Raw genomic sequence first — 17,334 nt, forward strand, 5'->3', positions numbered from 1 at the left:
AAAACCTATCGGTCCCGGTCCGCCGCGGGACATCGGGGCACCGACAGTGGCATGGGAGCCGCTCTGTCGGGTCCCTACAGAAAGGACCCGGCCGGGCGACGGCGGTCACCCGCCCGGTGACACCAATACGGCGGGGCTCGCCGCAAAGTTGTGGTCCCGGTCCGGCCCGGCGCGACATGATGCGCCGCAGCGCCAACTCGACGCAGCGACAACCGAACGATTCGAACCCGACAGGAAGAGACGTAGGTGTCTCATAGCATTGACGAAGCCTTCACAGCCCTGCCGCTACGCGCCCTCGCCGACGCCGCGCTCGCCCGGGCGCGGGCGCTCGGGGCGGAGCACGCCGACTTCCGTCTGGAGCGGGTGCGCAGCGCCTCCTGGCGGCTGAGGGACGCCAGGCCCGCCGGTTCGTCGGACACCACCGACCTCGGGTACGCGGTGCGGGTGGTGCACGGCGGCACCTGGGGCTTCGCGTCCGGGGTGGACCTCACCCTCGACGCCGCCGCGAAGGTGGCCTCCCGGGCGGTGGCCATGGCGAAGCTGTCCGCGCAGGTGATCAAGGCGGCCGGGTCGGAGGAGAGGGTGGAACTGGCCGACGAGCCGGTGCACTCCGAGAAGACCTGGGTGTCGTCGTACGAGACCGACCCGTTCACCGTGCCCGACGAGGAGAAGGCCGGGCTGCTGGCCGAGTGGAGCGGGCGGCTCCTCGCGGCGAACGGCGTGGACCACGTGGACGCCTCGCTGCTCACCGTGCACGAGAACAAGTTCTACGCGGACACCGCCGGGACCGTGACCACGCAGCAGCGCGTCCGGCTGCACCCGGTGCTGACGGCGGTCTCCGTCGACGAGTCCAGCGGCGAGTTCGACTCGATGCGCACGCTCGCGCCACCGGTCGGCCGCGGCTGGGAGTACCTGACGGGCACCGGCTGGGACTGGGACGACGAGCTGGCGCGGATCCCCGAGCTGCTCGCCGAGAAGATGCGCGCGCCGAGCGTCGAGCCGGGGCTGTACGACCTGGTGGTGGACCCGTCCAACCTGTGGCTCACCATCCACGAGTCCATCGGGCACGCCACCGAGCTGGACCGCGCCCTCGGCTACGAGGCCGCCTACGCCGGCACCTCGTTCGCCACCTTCGACCAGCTCGGCAAGCTGAGGTACGGCTCCGAGCTGATGAACGTCACCGGCGACCGCACCGCCGAGCACGGTCTGGCGACCGTCGGCTACGACGACGAGGGCGTCGAGGCGCAGTCCTGGGACCTGGTGAAGGACGGCACGCTGGTCGGCTATCAGCTGGACCGGCGGATCGCGAAGCTCACCGGCTTCGAGCGGTCCAACGGGTGCGCGTTCGCCGACTCCCCCGGCCATGTGCCGGTGCAGCGCATGGCCAACGTGTCGCTGCGGCCGGATCCGGCGGGGATGTCCACCGAGGACCTGATCGGCGGGGTCGACCGGGGCATCTACGTGGTCGGCGACCGGTCCTGGTCGATCGACATGCAGCGCTACAACTTCCAGTTCACCGGTCAGCGGTTCTACCGGATCGAGAACGGGCGGCTCGCCGGGCAGCTCCGGGACGTCGCCTACCAGGCCACGACCACCGACTTCTGGGGTTCCATGGCCGCCGTCGGCGGTCCGCAGACGTACGTGCTGGGCGGCGCCTTCAACTGCGGCAAGGCCCAGCCGGGCCAGGTCGCGGCGGTCTCCCACGGCTGCCCGTCCGCCCTCTTCAAGGGAGTCAACATCTTGAACACCACGCAGGAGGCCGGGCGATGAGCGCGCGCATCACCAAGCCGCACGAGATCGTCGAGCGGGCGCTGGAGCTGTCCCGGTCCGACGGCTGTGTCGTCATCGCCGACGAGCACTCGTCCGCCAACCTCCGCTGGGCGGGCAACGCGCTCACCACCAACGGGGTCACCCGCGGGCGCACCCTCACCGTGGTCGCCACGGTGGACGGCGCCCAGGGGACGGCCTCCGGGGTGGTGTCACGGTCCGCCGTGACCGTGGACGAGCTGGAGCCGCTGGTGCGGGCCGCCGAGGCCGCCGCGCGCGGCGCCGGTCCGGCCGAGGACGCCCAGCCGCTCGTGACGGGCGTGGCCCCGTCCCCCGAGTTCACCGAGGCGCCGGGCGAGACGACCTCCGCGGTGTTCGCCGACTTCGCCCCGGCGCTGGGCGAGGCGTTCGCCCGGGCCCGGGCCGGCGGCCGGGAGCTGTACGGCTTCGCCCACCACGAGCTGGTCTCCACCTACCTGGGCACGTCGACGGGGCTGCGGCTGCGGCACGACCAGCCGAACGGGACCCTGGAGATCAACGCCAAGTCGCCGGACCGCACCCGGTCGGCGTGGGCGGGCCGCTCCACCCGCGACTTCAAGGACGTCGACCCGGCCGCGCTGGACGCCGAGCTGGCCGTACGCCTCGGCTGGGCGGAGCGGCGGCTGGAGCTGCCGGCGGGCCGCTACGAGACGCTGCTGCCGCCGACCGCTGTGGCGGACCTGCTGATCTACCAGCTGTGGTCGGCGTCGGGCCGGGACGCGGCGGAGGGCCGCACGGTGTTCTCCAAGCCGGGCGGCGGCACCCGCGTCGGCGAGCGGCTGACCGAGCTGCCGCTGACGCTGCGCAGCGACCCGGACGAGCCGGGTCTTGAGTCGGCGCCCTTCGTGATCGCGCACTCCTCCGGCGGCGACCAGTCGGTGTTCGACAACGGGCTGCCGCTGTCGGCGACGGACTGGGTACGCGAGGGCGAGCTGCACCGGCTGACCACCAGCCGGCACAGCGCGGGCCTCACCGGCCTGCCGGCCGCGCCGGCCGTCGACAACCTGATCCTGGACGGCGGCGAGGACCGGTCGCTGGAGGAGATGGTGGCGGCCACCGAGCGGGGGCTGCTGCTGACCTGCCTGTGGTACATCCGCGAGGTGGACCCGGCGACGCTGCTGCTCACCGGGCTGACCAGGGACGGTGTCTATCTGGTGGAGAACGGCGAGGTCACCGGCGAGGTGAACAACTTCCGGTTCAACGAGTCGCCGGTGGACCTGCTGGGCCGGGCGGCCGAGGCGGGCCGCACGGAGAAGACGCTGCCCCGGGAGTGGAGCGACTGGTTCACCCGGGCCGCGATGCCCGCGCTGCGCATCCCCGATTTCAATATGAGCTCGGTCAGCCGGGGCGTATAACCTCGTAGGCGTTCGCAGCAGGCCGTCGCCCGTACGGCCGCAGATCACCGAGGAGACACGAGAACCGTGACGGACATCGTCGACGAGCTGAAGTGGCGCGGGCTGTTCGCCCAGTCCACTGACGAGGACGCTTTGCGCAAGGCGCTCGCGGACGGTCCCGTCACGTTCTATTGCGGCTTCGACCCGACCGCGCCGTCACTGCACGTGGGGCACCTGGTGCAGGTGCTCACCGTGCGCCGGCTCCAGCAGGCCGGTCACCGGCCGCTGGCGCTGGTGGGCGGCGCAACCGGGCAGATCGGTGACCCGCGGCCGACGGCCGAGCGCACGCTGAACTCGCCGGAGACGGTCGCGGGCTGGGTGGAGCGGCTGCGCCGCCAGATCGAGCCGTTCCTGTCCTTCGAGGGCGAGAACGCGGCCGTGATGGTCAACAACCTCGACTGGACGGCGAACCTGTCCGCGATCGAGTTCCTGCGGGACATCGGCAAGCATTTCCGCGTCAACAAGATGCTGACGAAGGACTCGGTCGCCCGGCGCCTGGAGTCCTCCGAGGGCATCAGCTACACGGAGTTCAGCTACCAGCTGCTCCAGGCGATGGACTTCCTCCAGCTGTACCGCCGCTACGGCTGCACCCTTCAGCAGGGCGGCAGCGACCAGTGGGGCAACCTCACGGCCGGCCTCGACCTGCTGCACCGGCTGGAGCCGGACGCCACGGTCCACGCCTACGCGACCCCGCTGATGACGAAGGCGGACGGCACCAAGTTCGGCAAGACCGAAGGCGGCGCCGTCTGGCTGGACCCGGAGATGACCACGCCGTACGCGTTCTACCAGTTCTGGCTGAACGTGGACGACCGGGACATCTCGGGCTACATGCGGATCCTTTCCTTCAAGTCCCGCGAGGAGCTGGAGGAGCTGGAGCGGCAGACGGAGGAGCGTCCGCAGGCGCGTGCCGCACAGCGCGCGCTGGCGGAGGAGCTGACGACGCTGGTGCACGGCGCCGACCAGACGGCCGCCGTGATCGCCGCGTCGAAGGCCCTGTTCGGCCAGGGCGAGCTGGGTGAGCTGGACGAGCGCACGCTGGCGGCGGCGCTCTCCGAGGTGCCGCACGTGAAGGTGGCCGAGCTGGGTCCGGTGGTGGACCTGTTCGCCGAGGTCGGCCTGGCGCCCAGCAAGTCCGCCGCGCGGCGCACGGTGAAGGAGGGCGGCGCCTACGTGAACAACGTCAAGGTCGCCGCCGAGGACGCCGTCCCCGCGAAGGAGGACCTGCTGCACGGGCGCTGGCTGGTGCTGCGCCGCGGCAAGAAGAACCTGGCGGCCGTGGAGGTCGCGGCCGGCTGAACCGGCGGTGTGCGTGAGGGGCGGGCTCCGTGCGGGGCCCGCCCCTCCGCCGTGTCCGAGAGGCCGGTCAGGCCCGCCGGCGCTCGTCGCTCCTGCGCTGTATCGAGTTGTAGATCATCTCCGCGAGCAGCACGACGACGATGGCCGCGCCGAGCTGGAAGATGTGCCGCCCCCAGTCGATGCCGCGGGTCTCCTCGATGCCGAAGCCGCGCGCGATGGCGTTGCCGACGACGGCGCCGATCATGCCGCAGATGGTGGCGAGCCAGAGCGGGATGTGCTGCTTGCCGGGGATCACCGCCTTGGCCAGCAGGCCGAGCACGAATCCCACGATGATCGCCCACAACCAGCCCATGACTGCCTCCTCGTACGACTTGACGCGAGCATCACGGCAAGTGTCGGCCCGGTCGCGGTACGCCGCATGTCGGACATGCCGTACGCGGTACGGCGCAGCCGGGCCGGCGCGGAGCGGGCGACCCGCCCTCGTGGGGGCGCGGGACGCGGCGTAACGTTGGCCTTGTCCGGAAGGGTCCGATGCGGGCGGATGGTGGAATGTGATGCGGAAGCAGCGTGGCGGCGGCGCTCAGGTGTTCCGGATCACGGGCGCCCGGGCGGGCCTCCAGGAGGACGTGCGGGGGCGGCAGCGCCGGTACGTGATCTCGATGGTCGTTCGCACGATCTCGGTCATCCTGGCGGCCACCCTGTGGAACGTGGAGCGGCATGTCGCGATCGTGGCGCTGGTGCTCGGGGCGATCCTGCCGTACGTCGCGGTGGTGATCGCCAACGCGGGGCGGGAGAATGCGCCGTCCCTGCCGTCGACCTTCGTGACGACGCCGATGAGGCAGATGATCGCACCGCCGCGGACGAATGACGGTTCCGCGGAACCCGATGCGGAAGAAGTGGCGTCGCCGACGGCGCCGGGCGCACGATCCGAGGATCCGGGACGCCCCTGAGCAGCGGGACGTGAGCGCGGGCCGCCGGGAGCGGAAGTAACTTCCCGGTCAACCTCGAAGAATCCTCAGATCAATCATGTTCTTCCGGTGCCGGGGGCGGGGTGACCCGTGACATACTTCGTACGCGCTCCGCATCCCCCGTCGGAGCGACGGACCGACGCCGGGCAGCTCCCCCCGTGGCTGCTCGGCGTCGCCTTTTGCCGGGGCGGTTCCCTCCCGCGCACGCGTTAGGGTCGGACGGTGATCAACCCTGACCCCGAGACGCCCATCTGCTCCGCGAAGGGCTGCCGCGCCCCCGCCGAGTGGGTGCTGGCCTGGAACAACCCGAAGATCCACACGCCTCGGCGGCGCAAGACGTGGCTGGCCTGCGAGGAGCACCGGGAGCACCTGGCGCAGTTCCTCGGCGTGCGCGGCTTCCTGAAGGACGTCGTGCGCTTCGAGGAGTGGGAGGCCCCGGAGGGGGCCTGAGCCCTTCCGGCGGGGGTGTCGTGGCCCCTCAGCCGCCGATGGCGGACATCGGACGGTCCGGCTGGACGAAGGACGGGTCGTCCAGGCCCGCGCCCGCCTTCTTGCCCCACATGGCGAGCTTCCAGATGCGGGCGATCTCCTCGTCGCCCGCGCCGGAGCGCAGGGCCGCGCGCAGGTCGGTCTCCTCGGTGGCGAACAGACAGGTACGGACCTGTCCGTCGGCGGTGAGGCGGGTGCGGTCGCAGGCGGCGCAGAAGGGCCGGGTGACGGAGGCGATGACGCCCACCCGGTGCGGGCCGCCGTCGACCAGCCAGCGCTCGGCGGGGGCGGAGCCGCGCTTCTCCTCGCCCTCGGGGGTCAGCTCGAAGCGGGTGCGCAGGGAGGCGAGGATATCCCCCGCGGTGATCATGCCGTCGCGCTTCCAGCCGTGCTGGGCGTCCAGCGGCATCTGCTCGATGAACCGCAGCTCGTAGTCGTGCTCCACGGCCCAGGCGAGCAGGTCGGGGGCCTCGTCGTCGTTGAGCCCCGGCATCAGGACCGAGTTGACCTTCACGGGCGTCAGACCGGCCTCGCGGGCCGCGTACAGGCCGTCCAGGACGTCCCGGTGGCGGTCGCGGCGGGTGAGGGTCTTGAAGACGTCGGGGCGGAGCGTGTCGAGGGAGACGTTGACCCGGTCGAGGCCGGCCGCCTTGAGCGCGTCGGCGGTGCGGCGCAGCCCGATGCCGTTGGTGGTGAGGGACATCTGCGGGCGGGGTTCGAGGGCGGCCACGCGCTCCACGATGCCGACCAGGCCGGGGCGGAGCAGGGGCTCACCGCCGGTGAAGCGCACCTCCTCGATGCCCAGGGAGGTGACCGCGATGTCGATCAGCCGGACGATCTCGTCGTCGGTGAGCAGATCGGGCTTGGCGAGCCACTGCAGGCCCTCTTCGGGCATGCAGTACGTGCAGCGCAGGTTGCACCGGTCGGTGAGCGAGACCCGCAGGTCGGTCGCCACTCGGCCGTAGGTGTCGATGAGCACGTGGGGCCCCTCCCTGTACGCCGATCTCTCGATGTCCGGTACCTGCGAGCGTACGTGACGCCGCCGACATCACCCAGCGACGTGATGCGACGAGATGCCGACGGCCGCGTCGTAGGGACCTACGAGGGTCCGTACGACGCGGCCGTCGCTCGCGGTGTCCGTCAGTGGGCGCCGGTGCCGGTGAGGGACCGGACCTCCAGCTCCGCGTACTTCTTGACGTCGGGCTCCTCCTTGGAGAGGACGGTGCCGAGCCAGCCCATCAGGAAGCCGAACGGGATGGAGATGATGCCCGGGTTCTTCAGCGGGAACCAGGCGAAGTCGACGTCCGGGAACATCGCCTTCGGGTCGCCGGAGACGACCGGCGAGAAGAGCACCAGGCCGACGGCGACGATCAGACCGCCGTAGATCGACCACAGCGCGCCCTGGGTGGTGAACCGCTTCCAGAACAGGCTGTAGAGGATGGTCGGCAGGTTGGCCGAGGCGGCGACGGCGAAGGCCAGGGCGACCAGGCCGGCGACGTTCAGGTCGCGGGCGAGGGCGCCGAGCGCGATGGAGACGACGCCGATGAGGACGGTCGCCCAGCGGGCCGCCCTCATCTCCTCCTTGTCGGTGGCCTTGCCCTTGCGGATGACGTTGGCGTAGATGTCGTGCGCGAAGGAGGAGGACGAGGCCAGCGTGAGTCCGGCGACCACGGCGAGGATGGTGGCGAACGCGACCGCCGAGATGGTGGCGAGCAGGATCGCGCCCCAGGCCGAGTCGACGCCGCCGATGTGCAGGGCGAGCAGTGGCGCCGCCGTGTTGCCGGACGGATTGGACTCGATGATCTCGTCCTGCGAGATGAGTGCCGCCGCGCCGAAGCCGAGCGCGATGGTCATCAGGTAGAAGCCGCCGATGATGCCGATGGCCCAGTTCACGGACTTACGGGCGGCCTTGGCGTTCGGCACCGTGTAGAAGCGGATCAGGATGTGCGGCAGGCCGGCGGTGCCGAGCACCAGGGCGATGCCCAGGGAGAGGAAGTCCAGCTTGCTGATGTTGTCGGCGCCGTACTGGAGGCCGGGCTCCAGGAAGGCGTCGCCCTTGCCGCTGTTCTCGGCGGCCTTGCCCAGCAAATCGGAGATGTTGAAGTTGAACTTCAGCAGCACCAGGAAGGTGATGAGGATCGTGCCGCCGATGAGCAGCACGGCCTTGACCATCTGCACCCAGGTGGTTCCCTTCATGCCGCCGATGGAGACGTACACGATCATCAGGACGCCGACGAGGGCGACGATGAGGATCTTGCCGGCGTCGGAGGTGATGCCGAGCAGCAGGGAGACGAGCACGCCCGCGCCCGCCATCTGGGCCAGCAGGTAGAAGATCGACACGACGATCGTGGAGGTGCCGGCGGCGGTGCGGACCGGGCGCTGGCGCATGCGGTAGGCGAGGACGTCGCCCATCGTGTAGCGGCCGGAGTTGCGCAGCGGCTCGGCGACGAGCAGCAGGGCGACGAGCCAGGCGACCAGGAAGCCGATGGAGTAGAGGAAGCCGTCGTAGCCGAAGAGGGCGATGGCGCCGGCGATGCCGAGGAAGGACGCGGCGGACATGTAGTCGCCGGAGACGGCGAGTCCGTTCTGGAAGGCGCTGAACTGCCGTCCGCCCGCGTAGAAGTCGGCGGCGTCCTTGGTCTGCCGGCCGGCCCACACGGTGATGCCGAGGGTGGCGACCACGAACAGCGCGAACAGCGTGATGATCAGCGGCCGGTGCTCGCTGGCCTCGTTCGCGGCGAGGGTGACATGGGTGATCGCGGGGCTCATGCGCCGCCCTCCATACGGGTCTTGATGGCCTCGGCCTTGGGGTCGAGCTTGGCGGCGGCGTGCTTGGAGTACCACCAGGCGATGAGGAAGGTGCTGACGAACTGCAGCACGCCGAAGACGAAGGCGACGTTGATGTTGCCGACGAGCTTGGCGCCCATGAAGTCGCCCGCGTAGTTGGACAGCAGCACGTACAGCAGGTACCAGACGATGAAGCCGATGGTCAGCGGGAAGGCGAACGAACGGTAGGAGCGGCGTAGTTCACCGAACTCAGCGCTCTCCTGAACCTCGGTGAACTCCTCCGGCGTGGGGAGTTTGGCTTTCTCTGTCGAGGGGGGCGGTGCTTCGGCGGCCACGGAGTCTCCTCGCGTTGCGGGTCGGTTCTTGCGTCGACGAAGGCGAGTGTCCTCGCGCTTCCTGCCCAAGGGCACGGCGCCACGCGAGGACCGGTTCAACTCGGTTCGGTTCTTTTCCGTGGACGTTTTCCGAAGACGTTGCACGCAAATCATTGCTGGCCAGCGGACGGGCGGGATAGCTTCACCCTGCACCACCCGTCATGTACCTGCCCGGGCAGCCACCCCTGCCTCGGGCCGGTTTCGTTTCCGGATGATGTGGAGACCCCATGGCTCATCTGCGTTCCAGACGCCGGCTCGCCCTCGCCGTTCCCGTCGTGCTGTCGCTGACCGCCTCGCTCGGCTTCCTGCCCGCGGCGGCCTCCGCCGCACCGGCCACGGCCACGGCCGCGGAGCAGCAGGCGGCGGACGCGCCCGTCCTGGCGTACGTCGTCAACACCAAGGCGGACCACCGCACGATCGCCAAGGTGAAGCGGGCGATCGCCGCGGCGGACGGCGAGATCGTCATCGCGTACGAGAAGATCGGCGTCATCGTCGTCCGTTCCGCGAACGGCGACTTCGCGAAGACTCTCCGCGAGGTGCCCGGCGTGCAGTCGGCCGGCGCCACCCGCACCGCCCCGCTGGCCCCCGCCGGGACCACGGACGCCGGATCCGCCGAGTACCTGACGGCCGCCGACGCCGCGAAGCTGAAGGCCGCGTCGGCGAAGACGCCGGGCAGTGAGCCGCTCGAGGCCGACCAGTGGGACCTGCGCGCCATCGGCGCCGACAAGGCCGCGAAGATCAACCCGGGCAGCAGGAACGTCACGGTCGCCGTCATCGACACCGGCGTCGACGACACCCACCCGGACCTCGCCCCGAACTTCTCGACGTCCCAGTCCGCCAACTGCTTCGGCGGCGCCCCGGACACCACCCCGGGCGCCTGGCGGCCCTACACCGCGGACGACTACCACGGCACCCACGTGGCCGGTGAGATCGCCGCCGCCCGCAACGGCGTCGGCGTGGCCGGTGTCGCGCCCGGCGTGAAGGTCTCGGCGATCAACGTCACCGACCCCGCCAACGGGCTGTTCTACGCGGAGGCCGTCGTCTGCGCGTTCGTGTTCGCCGCCGACCACGGCGTGGAGATCACGAACAACAGCTATTACATCGACCCGTGGATGTACAACTGCATGGACGACCCCGACCAGCGGGCCATCGTCGACGCGGTCAACCGCGCCCAGCTGTACGCCCAGCGCAAGGGCACCCTGCACTTCGCCTCGGCGGGCAACTCCAACCACGACCTGGCCTCGGACGCGATCGACGACACGTCCAGCCCCAACGACACCACTCCGGTGCCGCGCACCATCGACCCGAGCGAGTGCTTCGACCTGCCCACGCAGCTCCCTGGCGTGGTCACGATCAGCGCGACGGGCTCCGAGAACCTCAAGTCGTACTACTCCTCGTACGGCAAGGGTGTCGTCGACGTGGCCGCGCCGGGCGGCGACAGCCGCTACCAGCTGCCGGACACCCCGTCGAAGAACGGCCGCATCCTGTCCACGATGCCGAACGGCGAGTACGCCTGGCTCCAGGGCACCTCGATGGCCTCCCCGCACGCGGCCGGCGTCGCGGCGCTGCTGAAGTCCAAGCACCCGTGGCTGCCCCCGGCGGCTCTGCAGGCGCTGCTCAAGGCGCAGGCGAACAACCCGGGCTGTCCCGCGTCGTACGACCAGAACGGTGACGGAACGCAGGACGCGACATGCGAGGGCGGCCGTCAGGTCAACGGCTTCTACGGGCACGGCATCGTCGACGCGCTCCGCGCCGTCAAGTGAGCCAGGCCCCCGCACACCCGCCGTACCGTCAGCACGTCAAGTGAACGAACTGGAGACTTCATGACAGCGTCTCACCCGCGTCACCGCCGGGCGCTGGTCGTCCCGGCCGGCATGGCCCTGGCGACCGCGCTCGCGTTCCTGCCGAACACGGCCGCCACGGCCGCCCCCGCCCACCAGGGGGCCCCCTCCGCGGACGCGGCCTCCCTGAGCTACGTGGTCAACGTGCGGGGCGGGCACGGTGCGCCGGCGCATGTGAAGAAGGCGATCGCCAAGGCCGGCGGGACGATCGTGACGTCGTACGAGAAGATCGGCGTGATCGTCGTCCACGCGTCGGACGCCGACTTCGCGAAGACGATCCGCAAGGTGCCCGGGGTGCAGTCGGCCGGCGCCACCCGCAACGCGCCCCTGCCGTCGGCGGCCACCACGGACCTGGGCTCCCCCAAGGTGCTCAGCGCCGCCGAGGTCGCCGAGGCGACGGAGGAGGCCGCCGCCGGCCAGGACCCGCTGCAGAACCTCCAGTGGGACCTGCCCGCCATCAAGGCGGACAAGGCGCACGAGAAGTCGCTGGGCAGCCCGAAGGTGACCGTCGCCGTCATCGACACGGGCGTCGACGACACGCACCCCGACATCGCGCCCAACTTCGACCGGGCCGCGTCGGTGAACTGCGTGGCGGGCAAGCCCGACACCAGCGAGGGCGCCTGGCGTCCGGGGGCGGCCGAGAGCCCGCACGGCACCCACGTCGCCGGTGAGATCGCCGCCGCGAAGAACGGCGTCGGCATGACCGGTGTCGCCCCCGGGGTGAAGGTCTCCGGCATCAAGGTGTCCAACCCGGACGGCTACTTCTACACCGAGGCCGTGGTGTGCGGCTTCATGTGGGCGGCCGAGCACGGGGTCGACGTCACCAACAACAGCTATTACACCGACCCCTGGTACTTCAACTGCAAGAACGACCCGGACCAGAAGGCGCTCGTCGAGGCCGTCTCCCGGGCCACGCGGTACGCGGAGCGCGAGGGCGCGGTCAACGTCGCGGCGGCGGGCAACGAGAACTACGACCTCGCGTCCGACTCGATCACCGACCCGGTCTCGCCGAACGACGGCACCCCGTCGGACCGCGAGATCGACCCGTCGGAGTGCCTGGACATCCCCACGCAGCTCCCGGGCGTGGTGACGGTCGCGTCGACCGGTGCGAAGGGCCTGAAGTCGTCGTTCTCCAACTACGGCCGCGGGGTCGTCGACATCGCCGCGCCCGGCGGTGACTCGACGGCCTTGCAGACCCCCGAGCCGCCCGCCACCAGCGGTCTGATCCTCGGCCCGCTGCCCGGCGGCCGCTGGGGCTACATGGCCGGTACGTCGATGGCGTCCCCGCACGTCGCGGGCGTTGCCGCGCTGATCAAGTCGAAGCACCCGTACGCGCCGCCGGCGCTGGTGAAGGCCCTGCTGTACGCACAGGCCGACGCCACCGCCTGCACCAAGCCGTACGACATCGACAACGACGGCAAGGTCGACGCGGTGTGCGAGGGCCCGAAGAACCGCAACGGCTTCTACGGCTGGGGCATGGCGGACGCGCTGGACGCGGTGACGCGGTAGTCGTCGTCGTACCGTAGAGCGTTCCGGAAGGGGCCGGGCGGGTGCGCCCGGCCCCTTCCGTCTGCCTGGACGTGCGGGTGCTGCACAGTGGGGCCATGACTCGTCTCGCGTCCTTCTGGTCAGGTCTCGGCGGGGAACCCGCCCTCGTGCCGCGGGTGTCCGCCGTCGAGCGGCCCGGTGTGCTGTCCTCGCGGCTGCCGGTACGGGAGTTCGCGGGGGCGTGCGTCGGCGTGTGCGCGCTGGCCGCCGCCGAGCTCGCGGCACGGCGCACGGGTGGTGGCGGGATTCCGGCGGTACGGGTGGACGACGGGGCGGTGGCCACCGCGTTCGTGAGTGAGCGTCACCTGCGGACCGACGGGCGGGCCGCGGAGGGCTTCGCCCCGCTGTCACGGTTCTGGCGCACGGCGGACGGGTGGGTGCGCACCCACGCCAACTATCCGCACCACCGGGCGCGGCTGCTCTCCGCGCTGGGCACGCCGGAGGACCCGGACGCGGTGGCCGCGGCGCTCGCGGGGAGGTCCGCGCGGGAGGTGGAGGAAGCGGTCACGGCCGCCGGCGGTCTGGCCGTCGCCCTGCGCACGCCCGAGGAATGGGCGGCGCACGAGCAGGCGGCGGCGGTGGCGCGGCTGCCGCTGGTGGAGCGGGCACGGCTGGACTCGGCGCCCGCGCGGGAGTTCGTGGCGGTGGACGGCGGGGATCCGCTGCTGCCCGCCGCGGGACTGCGGGTGCTGGACCTCACCCGGGTCATCGCCGGGCCGGTCGCCACCCGCACGCTCGCCCTGCTCGGCGCGGACGTGCTGCGCCTGGACCCGCCGCGCCTGCCCGAACTGCCCGACCAGCACGCCGACACGGGCTTCGGGAAGCGGTCGGCGCTGCTGGACCTGGCCTCTGACCGGGAGAGGTTCGAGGAGCTGCTGGCGGGGGCGGACGTGGTCGTCACCGGGTACCGGCCGGGCGCCCTGGACCGCTTCGGGCTGAGCGTGGAGGCTCTGGCCGAGCGGCGGCCGGGGGTGGTCGTGGCACAGCTGTCGGCGTGGGGCGCCACCGGACCGTGGGCGGGGCGCCGCGGCTTCGACAGCCTGGTCCAGGTGGCGACGGGCATCGCCCGCGTCGAGGGCGGGCGGGACCGTCCGGGCGCGCTGCCCGCGCAGGCGCTGGACCACGGCACGGGGTACCTGCTGGCGGCGGGGGTGCTGCGCGCCCTGTCGGACCAGGCGGAGGCGGGCGGCAGCAGGCTGGTGCGGGTGGCGCTGGCGAGGACGGCGGAGGAACTGACGGCGAGCGGCTCCGGCGAGGCCGTACCCGGCGGCGAGGTGCCCGCCACACCGTGGCTCGCCGAACGGGACAGCCCGCTGGGACGGTTGCGGTACGCGCTGTCCCCGGTGGAGTTCGAGGGCGGGCCCCGCGACTGGGCGCGCCCCCCGGGGGCGTGGGGGGCGGACGCGGCGCGGTGGCTGTGAGAAGGAAGCGCGGAACTGCGGGTCGCCGGGCGGCCGCCCGGCCCCCGTGACCTTGCCGCGCGTGGGCGCGGGCGAGCCCGCTGCGGACGGTTGCCCGGTACCGGACGGCGGATGTCGTCGCGCAGCAGGTGAGCGGCCCGCGCCGACGGCCGCGCGTCGCTTCCGCCACAGGACGCCCCTCCGAACCGGCCCACGACCGGGCGTGCGCCCGCCGGCGCGGCGCAAGCGCGCCCGCCGGGCGCTCGGAATGTGTGACCCGCGCCCGACCACAGCCCGCGGACGCGTCGATGTGCGCGGACAAAGTCCGCGTACCGCCCCGGACTTGCCCTGCTCTGTGTGACCTTGTGAAGATCCTGGGGTGACTCTGACGAAATCCAGGGCCCGGTCCCGGGCGGTGCGGGCGCCCGATGGGCGGCGGCGGGCCGTGGCCGTACTCGTCCTGGTGGTGCTCGGTGCGCTGATACCCCTGCTCGGACCGTCGCCCGCGCTGCACGGCACCGGGGAGGCGGACCCGCCCGGGACCGGGGGCATAGCCCTCCTGCGCACCGTGCTGTTCGCCGCGCTGGCCGTGCCCGTGGGTGAGCTGTTCGCCGTGCGGCTCGCGCGCACGGCTCCCGGCGCCCCGCCCGCCCTGCCACGCAGCTGGTCGACCGTCGCCAACTCCGTCGGCTTCGTGGCCGCGCTGGGACTCGCGTCCGTCGTGGCGACCGGCAATCTCGTGCCCAGCAGCCCCGCCGACATCGACGTGGGCGGCCTGTACGAGACGCGGGACGGCAAGCTCGCCCTGCTGGAGGTCAACGGCTTCCTCGCGGCGGCCCTGTGCTCCGCGTCCCGCCGCCCCGCGACCCAGGCCCTGCCGCTGGCGGCGGTGGTCGTCGCCGAGGCGCTGCGCGCGCACCCGGCGACGGAGTACAGCCCGCTCGTCGGCTCGGGACTGACACTGGTGCACCTGACGTGCGCGTCGCTGTGGGTGGGCGGCCTGCCGCACGTCCTGCGCACGATGCGGCTGTGGGGGCACGGGGAGGCGGGCGCGGCGCTGCTGGGCCGCTACGCGCGCGTGGCGCTCGTCCTGCTCGCCGCCATCACCGCGACAGGGGTGTGCAGTTCACTGCGCCGGATGCCGCCCGGGACGGTCCTGGAGCAGCTGACGGACACCGCGTACGGGCGCGTGCTGCTCGCCAAGGTGGTCCTGGTGGCGGGCGTGTCCGCGCTCGCCCTGTGGGCGCGGGTGCGACTGGCGCGCGCGGCCGACCCGCTGACCGCGCGTTCACCCGCACGGGCGGAGGTGGGTGTACTCGCCCTGGTGGTCGCGGTGTCGGGACTGCTGACCGCGCTGCCGGTGCCGATCCGCTGGTGACCGCCACGCGCGCCGCCACGCGCGCGTCGTGAACAAGCGCGCCGCACGGGGCACCTGACGGACAGGCCTGTCAGCAGCGGGCCGTATCCTCGTGAACCATGCTCGAAGACCTCACCGCCGCAGCCGCCACCCCCACCGCGTGGCCGGCCGCGTATCCGCAGGGATACGCGGTCGTCGACGTGGAGACGACGGGGCTGGCCCGGGACGACCGCATCATCTCCGCGGCCGTCTACCGGCTGGACGCGCGCGGCGAGACCGAGGACCACTGGTACACGGTGGTCAACCCGGAGCGCGACCCGGGCCCGGTGTGGATACACGGGCTGACGAGCGAGGTGCTCGAGGGCGCGCCCCTGTTCCAGGACATCGCGGCGGAGTTCGCGGCGCGCCTGGAGGGCCGCGTGCTGGTGGCGCACAACGCGGTGTTCGACTGGCAGATGATCGCCCGCGAGTACGCCCGCGCGCGCGGCGAGGCCCCGGTGAGGCAACGGCTGTGCACGATCGCCCTGTCGAAGGAGCTGAGGCTGCCGCTGCCCAACCACAAGCTGGAGTCGCTCGCGGCGCACTTCGGCGTGGTGCAGCGCCGGGCGCACCACGCGCTGGACGACGCGCGCGTGCTGGCGGAGGCGTTCCGGCCGAGTCTGCGGGCCGCGGCGGCGGGCGGCGTTCGGCTGCCGCTGCACGAGTGCCGGCCGCTCACCGAGTGGTCGGACCGTCCCCGCATCGGGCAGCAGGCGTCCTACGGCGGGCGGACGCCGTCCAGTTGGCGCCCCTCCCGCAAAAGACCCGCATGCCCCTATCCCAACCCGGGCCGGTACGAGCCGGGCAAGCGTCTCAAGCAGGGCATGCGGGTGGCGTTCTCCGGGGACACGTCCACCGAGCGTGACCTCCTGGAGGACCGGGCGACCGAGGCGGGACTTCACGTGGCGACGAGCCTGTCCCGGCTCACCAGCCTCCTGGTGACCAACGACCCGGACTCGGGCACCTCGAAAACGGTCAAGGCTCGCCAGTACGGCACGCCGGTGGTCGACGAGGCCGCCTTCGGCCAGCTCCTCGCCGACATCGAGCCCGCCTCGGAGACCTGACCGCCCGGGCGCGAGCGGGCTCGGCCGGGCAGGCGGGAGACGTACCCGGCTCGGAGCGGCGCGCGCCCGGGTTGTACCTTCATGGGGTGTACCGCTTCCTGCTGTCCCGGCAATGGGTGACCCTCACACTGGTCGCCCTGCTTCTCGTCCCCGCGATGATCGCGCTGGGCATCTGGCAGATGAACCGCTACGAGGAGCGCTCGGCGCGTAACCAGCTGGTGACCGACGCACTGGCCGCCGACCCGGTGCCCGTCGAGCGGCTCGCGGCCCCCGGCCACGCGGTGACCCGCGCCGAGCGGTACCGCACGGTGACCGCCACGGGCCGCTTCGACACGGACGCCGAGGTCGTGGTGCGCCGCCGCACCAACGCCGACGAGGAGATCGGCTTCCACGTCATGACCCCGTTCGTCCTCGACGACGGCAAGGTGCTGCTGGTCAACCGCGGCTGGATCCCCGCCGACGGCCCCAGCCAGACCGAGTTCCCGAAGATCCCCGCCCCGCCGCGTGGTGAGACCACGATCACCGGCCGGCTGATGCCGGACGAGACGACCGAGGCCAGCGGCATCAAGGACCTCGAGGGCCTGCCGGACCGGCAGATCATGCTGATCGACAGCGAGCGGGAGGCGGAGCGGCTGGACGCCGACGTGCTCGGCGGTTACGTGGCGCAGACCGGCCCGGAACCCGCGAGCGGCCTCCCCCAGCAGCTCGGCAACCCCGGCAAGGAGAACGCGGCGCTGAACTACGCGTACGCGATCCAGTGGTGGCTGTTCGCCGCGGCCGTGCCGGTCGGCTGGGTCGTGCTGGCCCGCCGCGAGGCGCGCGAGCGGACGGCGGACGCGGGCCGGGACACGGACACCGCGGAGTCCGACGCCGCCCGCACCGAGTCCGCGGCCGTCTGACCTCGCTCCCCGTTCTCCCCGTTCGCCGGGTTCTGTGCCAGAGTGGCGCACCGTCGGGCGTGCCGCCGATGT

Annotated in this window: 15 protein-coding genes; 11 read left to right on the plus strand and 4 right to left on the minus strand. The window is 72.1% G+C overall.

Annotation, left to right across the window (positions count from 1 at the left end):
* The first annotated feature begins 246 nt into the window (after positions 1–246).
* The 3 genes from MTR79_RS24015 (at position 247) to tyrS (ending at position 4,496) form a co-directional block, all read left to right on the plus strand.
* Complete coding sequence (locus tag MTR79_RS24015) at positions 247–1,770, plus strand: TldD/PmbA family protein (protein ID WP_086699382.1); 1,524 nt, start codon at positions 247–249, stop codon at positions 1,768–1,770.
* On the plus strand, positions 1,767–3,161 hold the full coding sequence (locus MTR79_RS24020) for a metallopeptidase TldD-related protein (protein WP_244791946.1): 1,395 nt from the start codon (positions 1,767–1,769) through the stop codon (positions 3,159–3,161). The genes MTR79_RS24015 and MTR79_RS24020 overlap by 4 nt, the downstream gene beginning before the upstream one ends.
* A 66-nt stretch (positions 3,162–3,227) precedes the next feature.
* Positions 3,228–4,496 carry a tyrosine--tRNA ligase gene (gene tyrS, locus MTR79_RS24025; protein ID WP_244791947.1) on the plus strand — a complete coding sequence of 423 codons (1,269 nt, stop codon included), beginning with the start codon at positions 3,228–3,230 and terminating at the stop codon, positions 4,494–4,496.
* 67 nt (positions 4,497–4,563) lie between these two features.
* On the opposite strand, the gene MTR79_RS24030 is transcribed toward tyrS, so the two are convergent.
* A complete protein-coding gene (locus tag MTR79_RS24030; RefSeq protein WP_048458523.1) occupies positions 4,564–4,848 on the minus strand; it encodes a GlsB/YeaQ/YmgE family stress response membrane protein in 285 nt (94 codons plus the stop codon).
* A gap of 202 nt (positions 4,849–5,050) precedes the next feature.
* On the opposite strand from MTR79_RS24030, the gene MTR79_RS24035 reads away from it, so the two are divergent.
* Together MTR79_RS24035 and MTR79_RS24040 are read left to right on the plus strand one after the other, a co-directional pair.
* Positions 5,051–5,446: a DUF3099 domain-containing protein gene (locus MTR79_RS24035; RefSeq protein ID WP_086699387.1), complete on the plus strand. Its 396-nt coding sequence runs from the start codon at positions 5,051–5,053 to the stop codon at positions 5,444–5,446.
* A 240-nt stretch (positions 5,447–5,686) separates the two neighbouring features.
* On the plus strand, positions 5,687–5,914 hold the full coding sequence (locus tag MTR79_RS24040) for a hypothetical protein (protein WP_048458521.1): 228 nt from the start codon (positions 5,687–5,689) through the stop codon (positions 5,912–5,914).
* 28 nt (positions 5,915–5,942) lie between these two features.
* Here the strand turns inward: MTR79_RS24040 and moaA are convergent, their stop codons facing one another.
* The 3 genes from moaA to MTR79_RS24055 all read right to left on the minus strand — a co-directional run bounded on the left by moaA (position 5,943) and on the right by MTR79_RS24055 (position 9,075).
* Positions 5,943–6,932, minus strand: a complete 990-nt coding sequence (moaA, locus tag MTR79_RS24045; protein WP_220450302.1) for a GTP 3',8-cyclase MoaA — start codon at positions 6,930–6,932, stop codon at positions 5,943–5,945.
* A 161-nt stretch (positions 6,933–7,093) separates the two neighbouring features.
* Positions 7,094–8,722 (minus strand): cation acetate symporter, encoded by a 1,629-nt coding sequence (locus MTR79_RS24050; protein ID WP_086699390.1) that lies wholly within the window; start codon positions 8,720–8,722, stop codon positions 7,094–7,096.
* Positions 8,719–9,075, minus strand: a complete 357-nt coding sequence (locus MTR79_RS24055; protein WP_086699392.1) for a DUF485 domain-containing protein — start codon at positions 9,073–9,075, stop codon at positions 8,719–8,721. The genes MTR79_RS24050 and MTR79_RS24055 overlap by 4 nt, the downstream gene beginning before the upstream one ends.
* Before the next feature lie 266 nt (positions 9,076–9,341).
* Here MTR79_RS24055 and MTR79_RS24060 point away from each other — a divergent pair, with 266 nt between their 5' ends.
* The 6 genes from MTR79_RS24060 to MTR79_RS24085 all read left to right on the plus strand — a co-directional run bounded on the left by MTR79_RS24060 (position 9,342) and on the right by MTR79_RS24085 (position 17,262).
* On the plus strand, positions 9,342–10,877 hold the full coding sequence (locus MTR79_RS24060; RefSeq protein WP_086699393.1) for a S8 family serine peptidase: 1,536 nt from the start codon (positions 9,342–9,344) through the stop codon (positions 10,875–10,877).
* Between the two features lie 60 nt (positions 10,878–10,937).
* On the plus strand, positions 10,938–12,464 hold the full coding sequence (locus MTR79_RS24065; protein ID WP_244791948.1) for a S8 family serine peptidase: 1,527 nt from the start codon (positions 10,938–10,940) through the stop codon (positions 12,462–12,464).
* 95 nt (positions 12,465–12,559) lie between these two features.
* A complete protein-coding gene (locus MTR79_RS24070) occupies positions 12,560–13,924 on the plus strand; it encodes a CoA transferase (RefSeq protein ID WP_244791949.1) in 1,365 nt (454 codons plus the stop codon).
* A 394-nt stretch (positions 13,925–14,318) separates the two neighbouring features.
* Complete coding sequence (locus MTR79_RS24075; protein ID WP_244793292.1) at positions 14,319–15,281, plus strand: CopD family protein; 963 nt, start codon at positions 14,319–14,321, stop codon at positions 15,279–15,281.
* Between the two features lie 98 nt (positions 15,282–15,379).
* Positions 15,380–16,363: a DEDDh family exonuclease gene (locus MTR79_RS24080; protein WP_244791950.1), complete on the plus strand. Its 984-nt coding sequence runs from the start codon at positions 15,380–15,382 to the stop codon at positions 16,361–16,363.
* Between the two features lie 86 nt (positions 16,364–16,449).
* The gene (locus tag MTR79_RS24085) at positions 16,450–17,262 is read left to right on the plus strand and encodes an SURF1 family protein (protein ID WP_086699400.1); all 813 of its coding nucleotides are present in this window, start codon (positions 16,450–16,452) and stop codon (positions 17,260–17,262) included.
* Positions 17,263–17,334: the final 72 nt, after the last annotated feature.

Source organism: Streptomyces sp. BJ20, assembly GCF_022869105.1.
In the GTDB taxonomy this organism is placed as follows: domain Bacteria; phylum Actinomycetota; class Actinomycetes; order Streptomycetales; family Streptomycetaceae; genus Streptomyces; species Streptomyces griseoincarnatus.

Excerpts from the sequence above, each read along its gene's own strand:
- MTR79_RS24020 (WP_244791946.1), top strand. The coding sequence starts at position 1,767 with ATGAGCGCGCGCATCACCAAGCCGCACGAGATCGTCGAGCGGGCGCTG.
- MTR79_RS24030 (WP_048458523.1), bottom strand. The coding sequence starts at position 4,848 with ATGGGCTGGTTGTGGGCGATCATCGTGGGATTCGTGCTCGGCCTGCTG.
- MTR79_RS24035 (WP_086699387.1), top strand. The coding sequence starts at position 5,051 with ATGCGGAAGCAGCGTGGCGGCGGCGCTCAGGTGTTCCGGATCACGGGC.
- MTR79_RS24050 (WP_086699390.1), bottom strand. The coding sequence starts at position 8,722 with ATGAGCCCCGCGATCACCCATGTCACCCTCGCCGCGAACGAGGCCAGC.
- MTR79_RS24060 (WP_086699393.1), top strand. The coding sequence starts at position 9,342 with ATGGCTCATCTGCGTTCCAGACGCCGGCTCGCCCTCGCCGTTCCCGTC.
- MTR79_RS24065 (WP_244791948.1), top strand. The coding sequence starts at position 10,938 with ATGACAGCGTCTCACCCGCGTCACCGCCGGGCGCTGGTCGTCCCGGCC.
- MTR79_RS24070 (WP_244791949.1), top strand. The coding sequence starts at position 12,560 with ATGACTCGTCTCGCGTCCTTCTGGTCAGGTCTCGGCGGGGAACCCGCC.
- MTR79_RS24080 (WP_244791950.1), top strand. The coding sequence starts at position 15,380 with ATGCTCGAAGACCTCACCGCCGCAGCCGCCACCCCCACCGCGTGGCCG.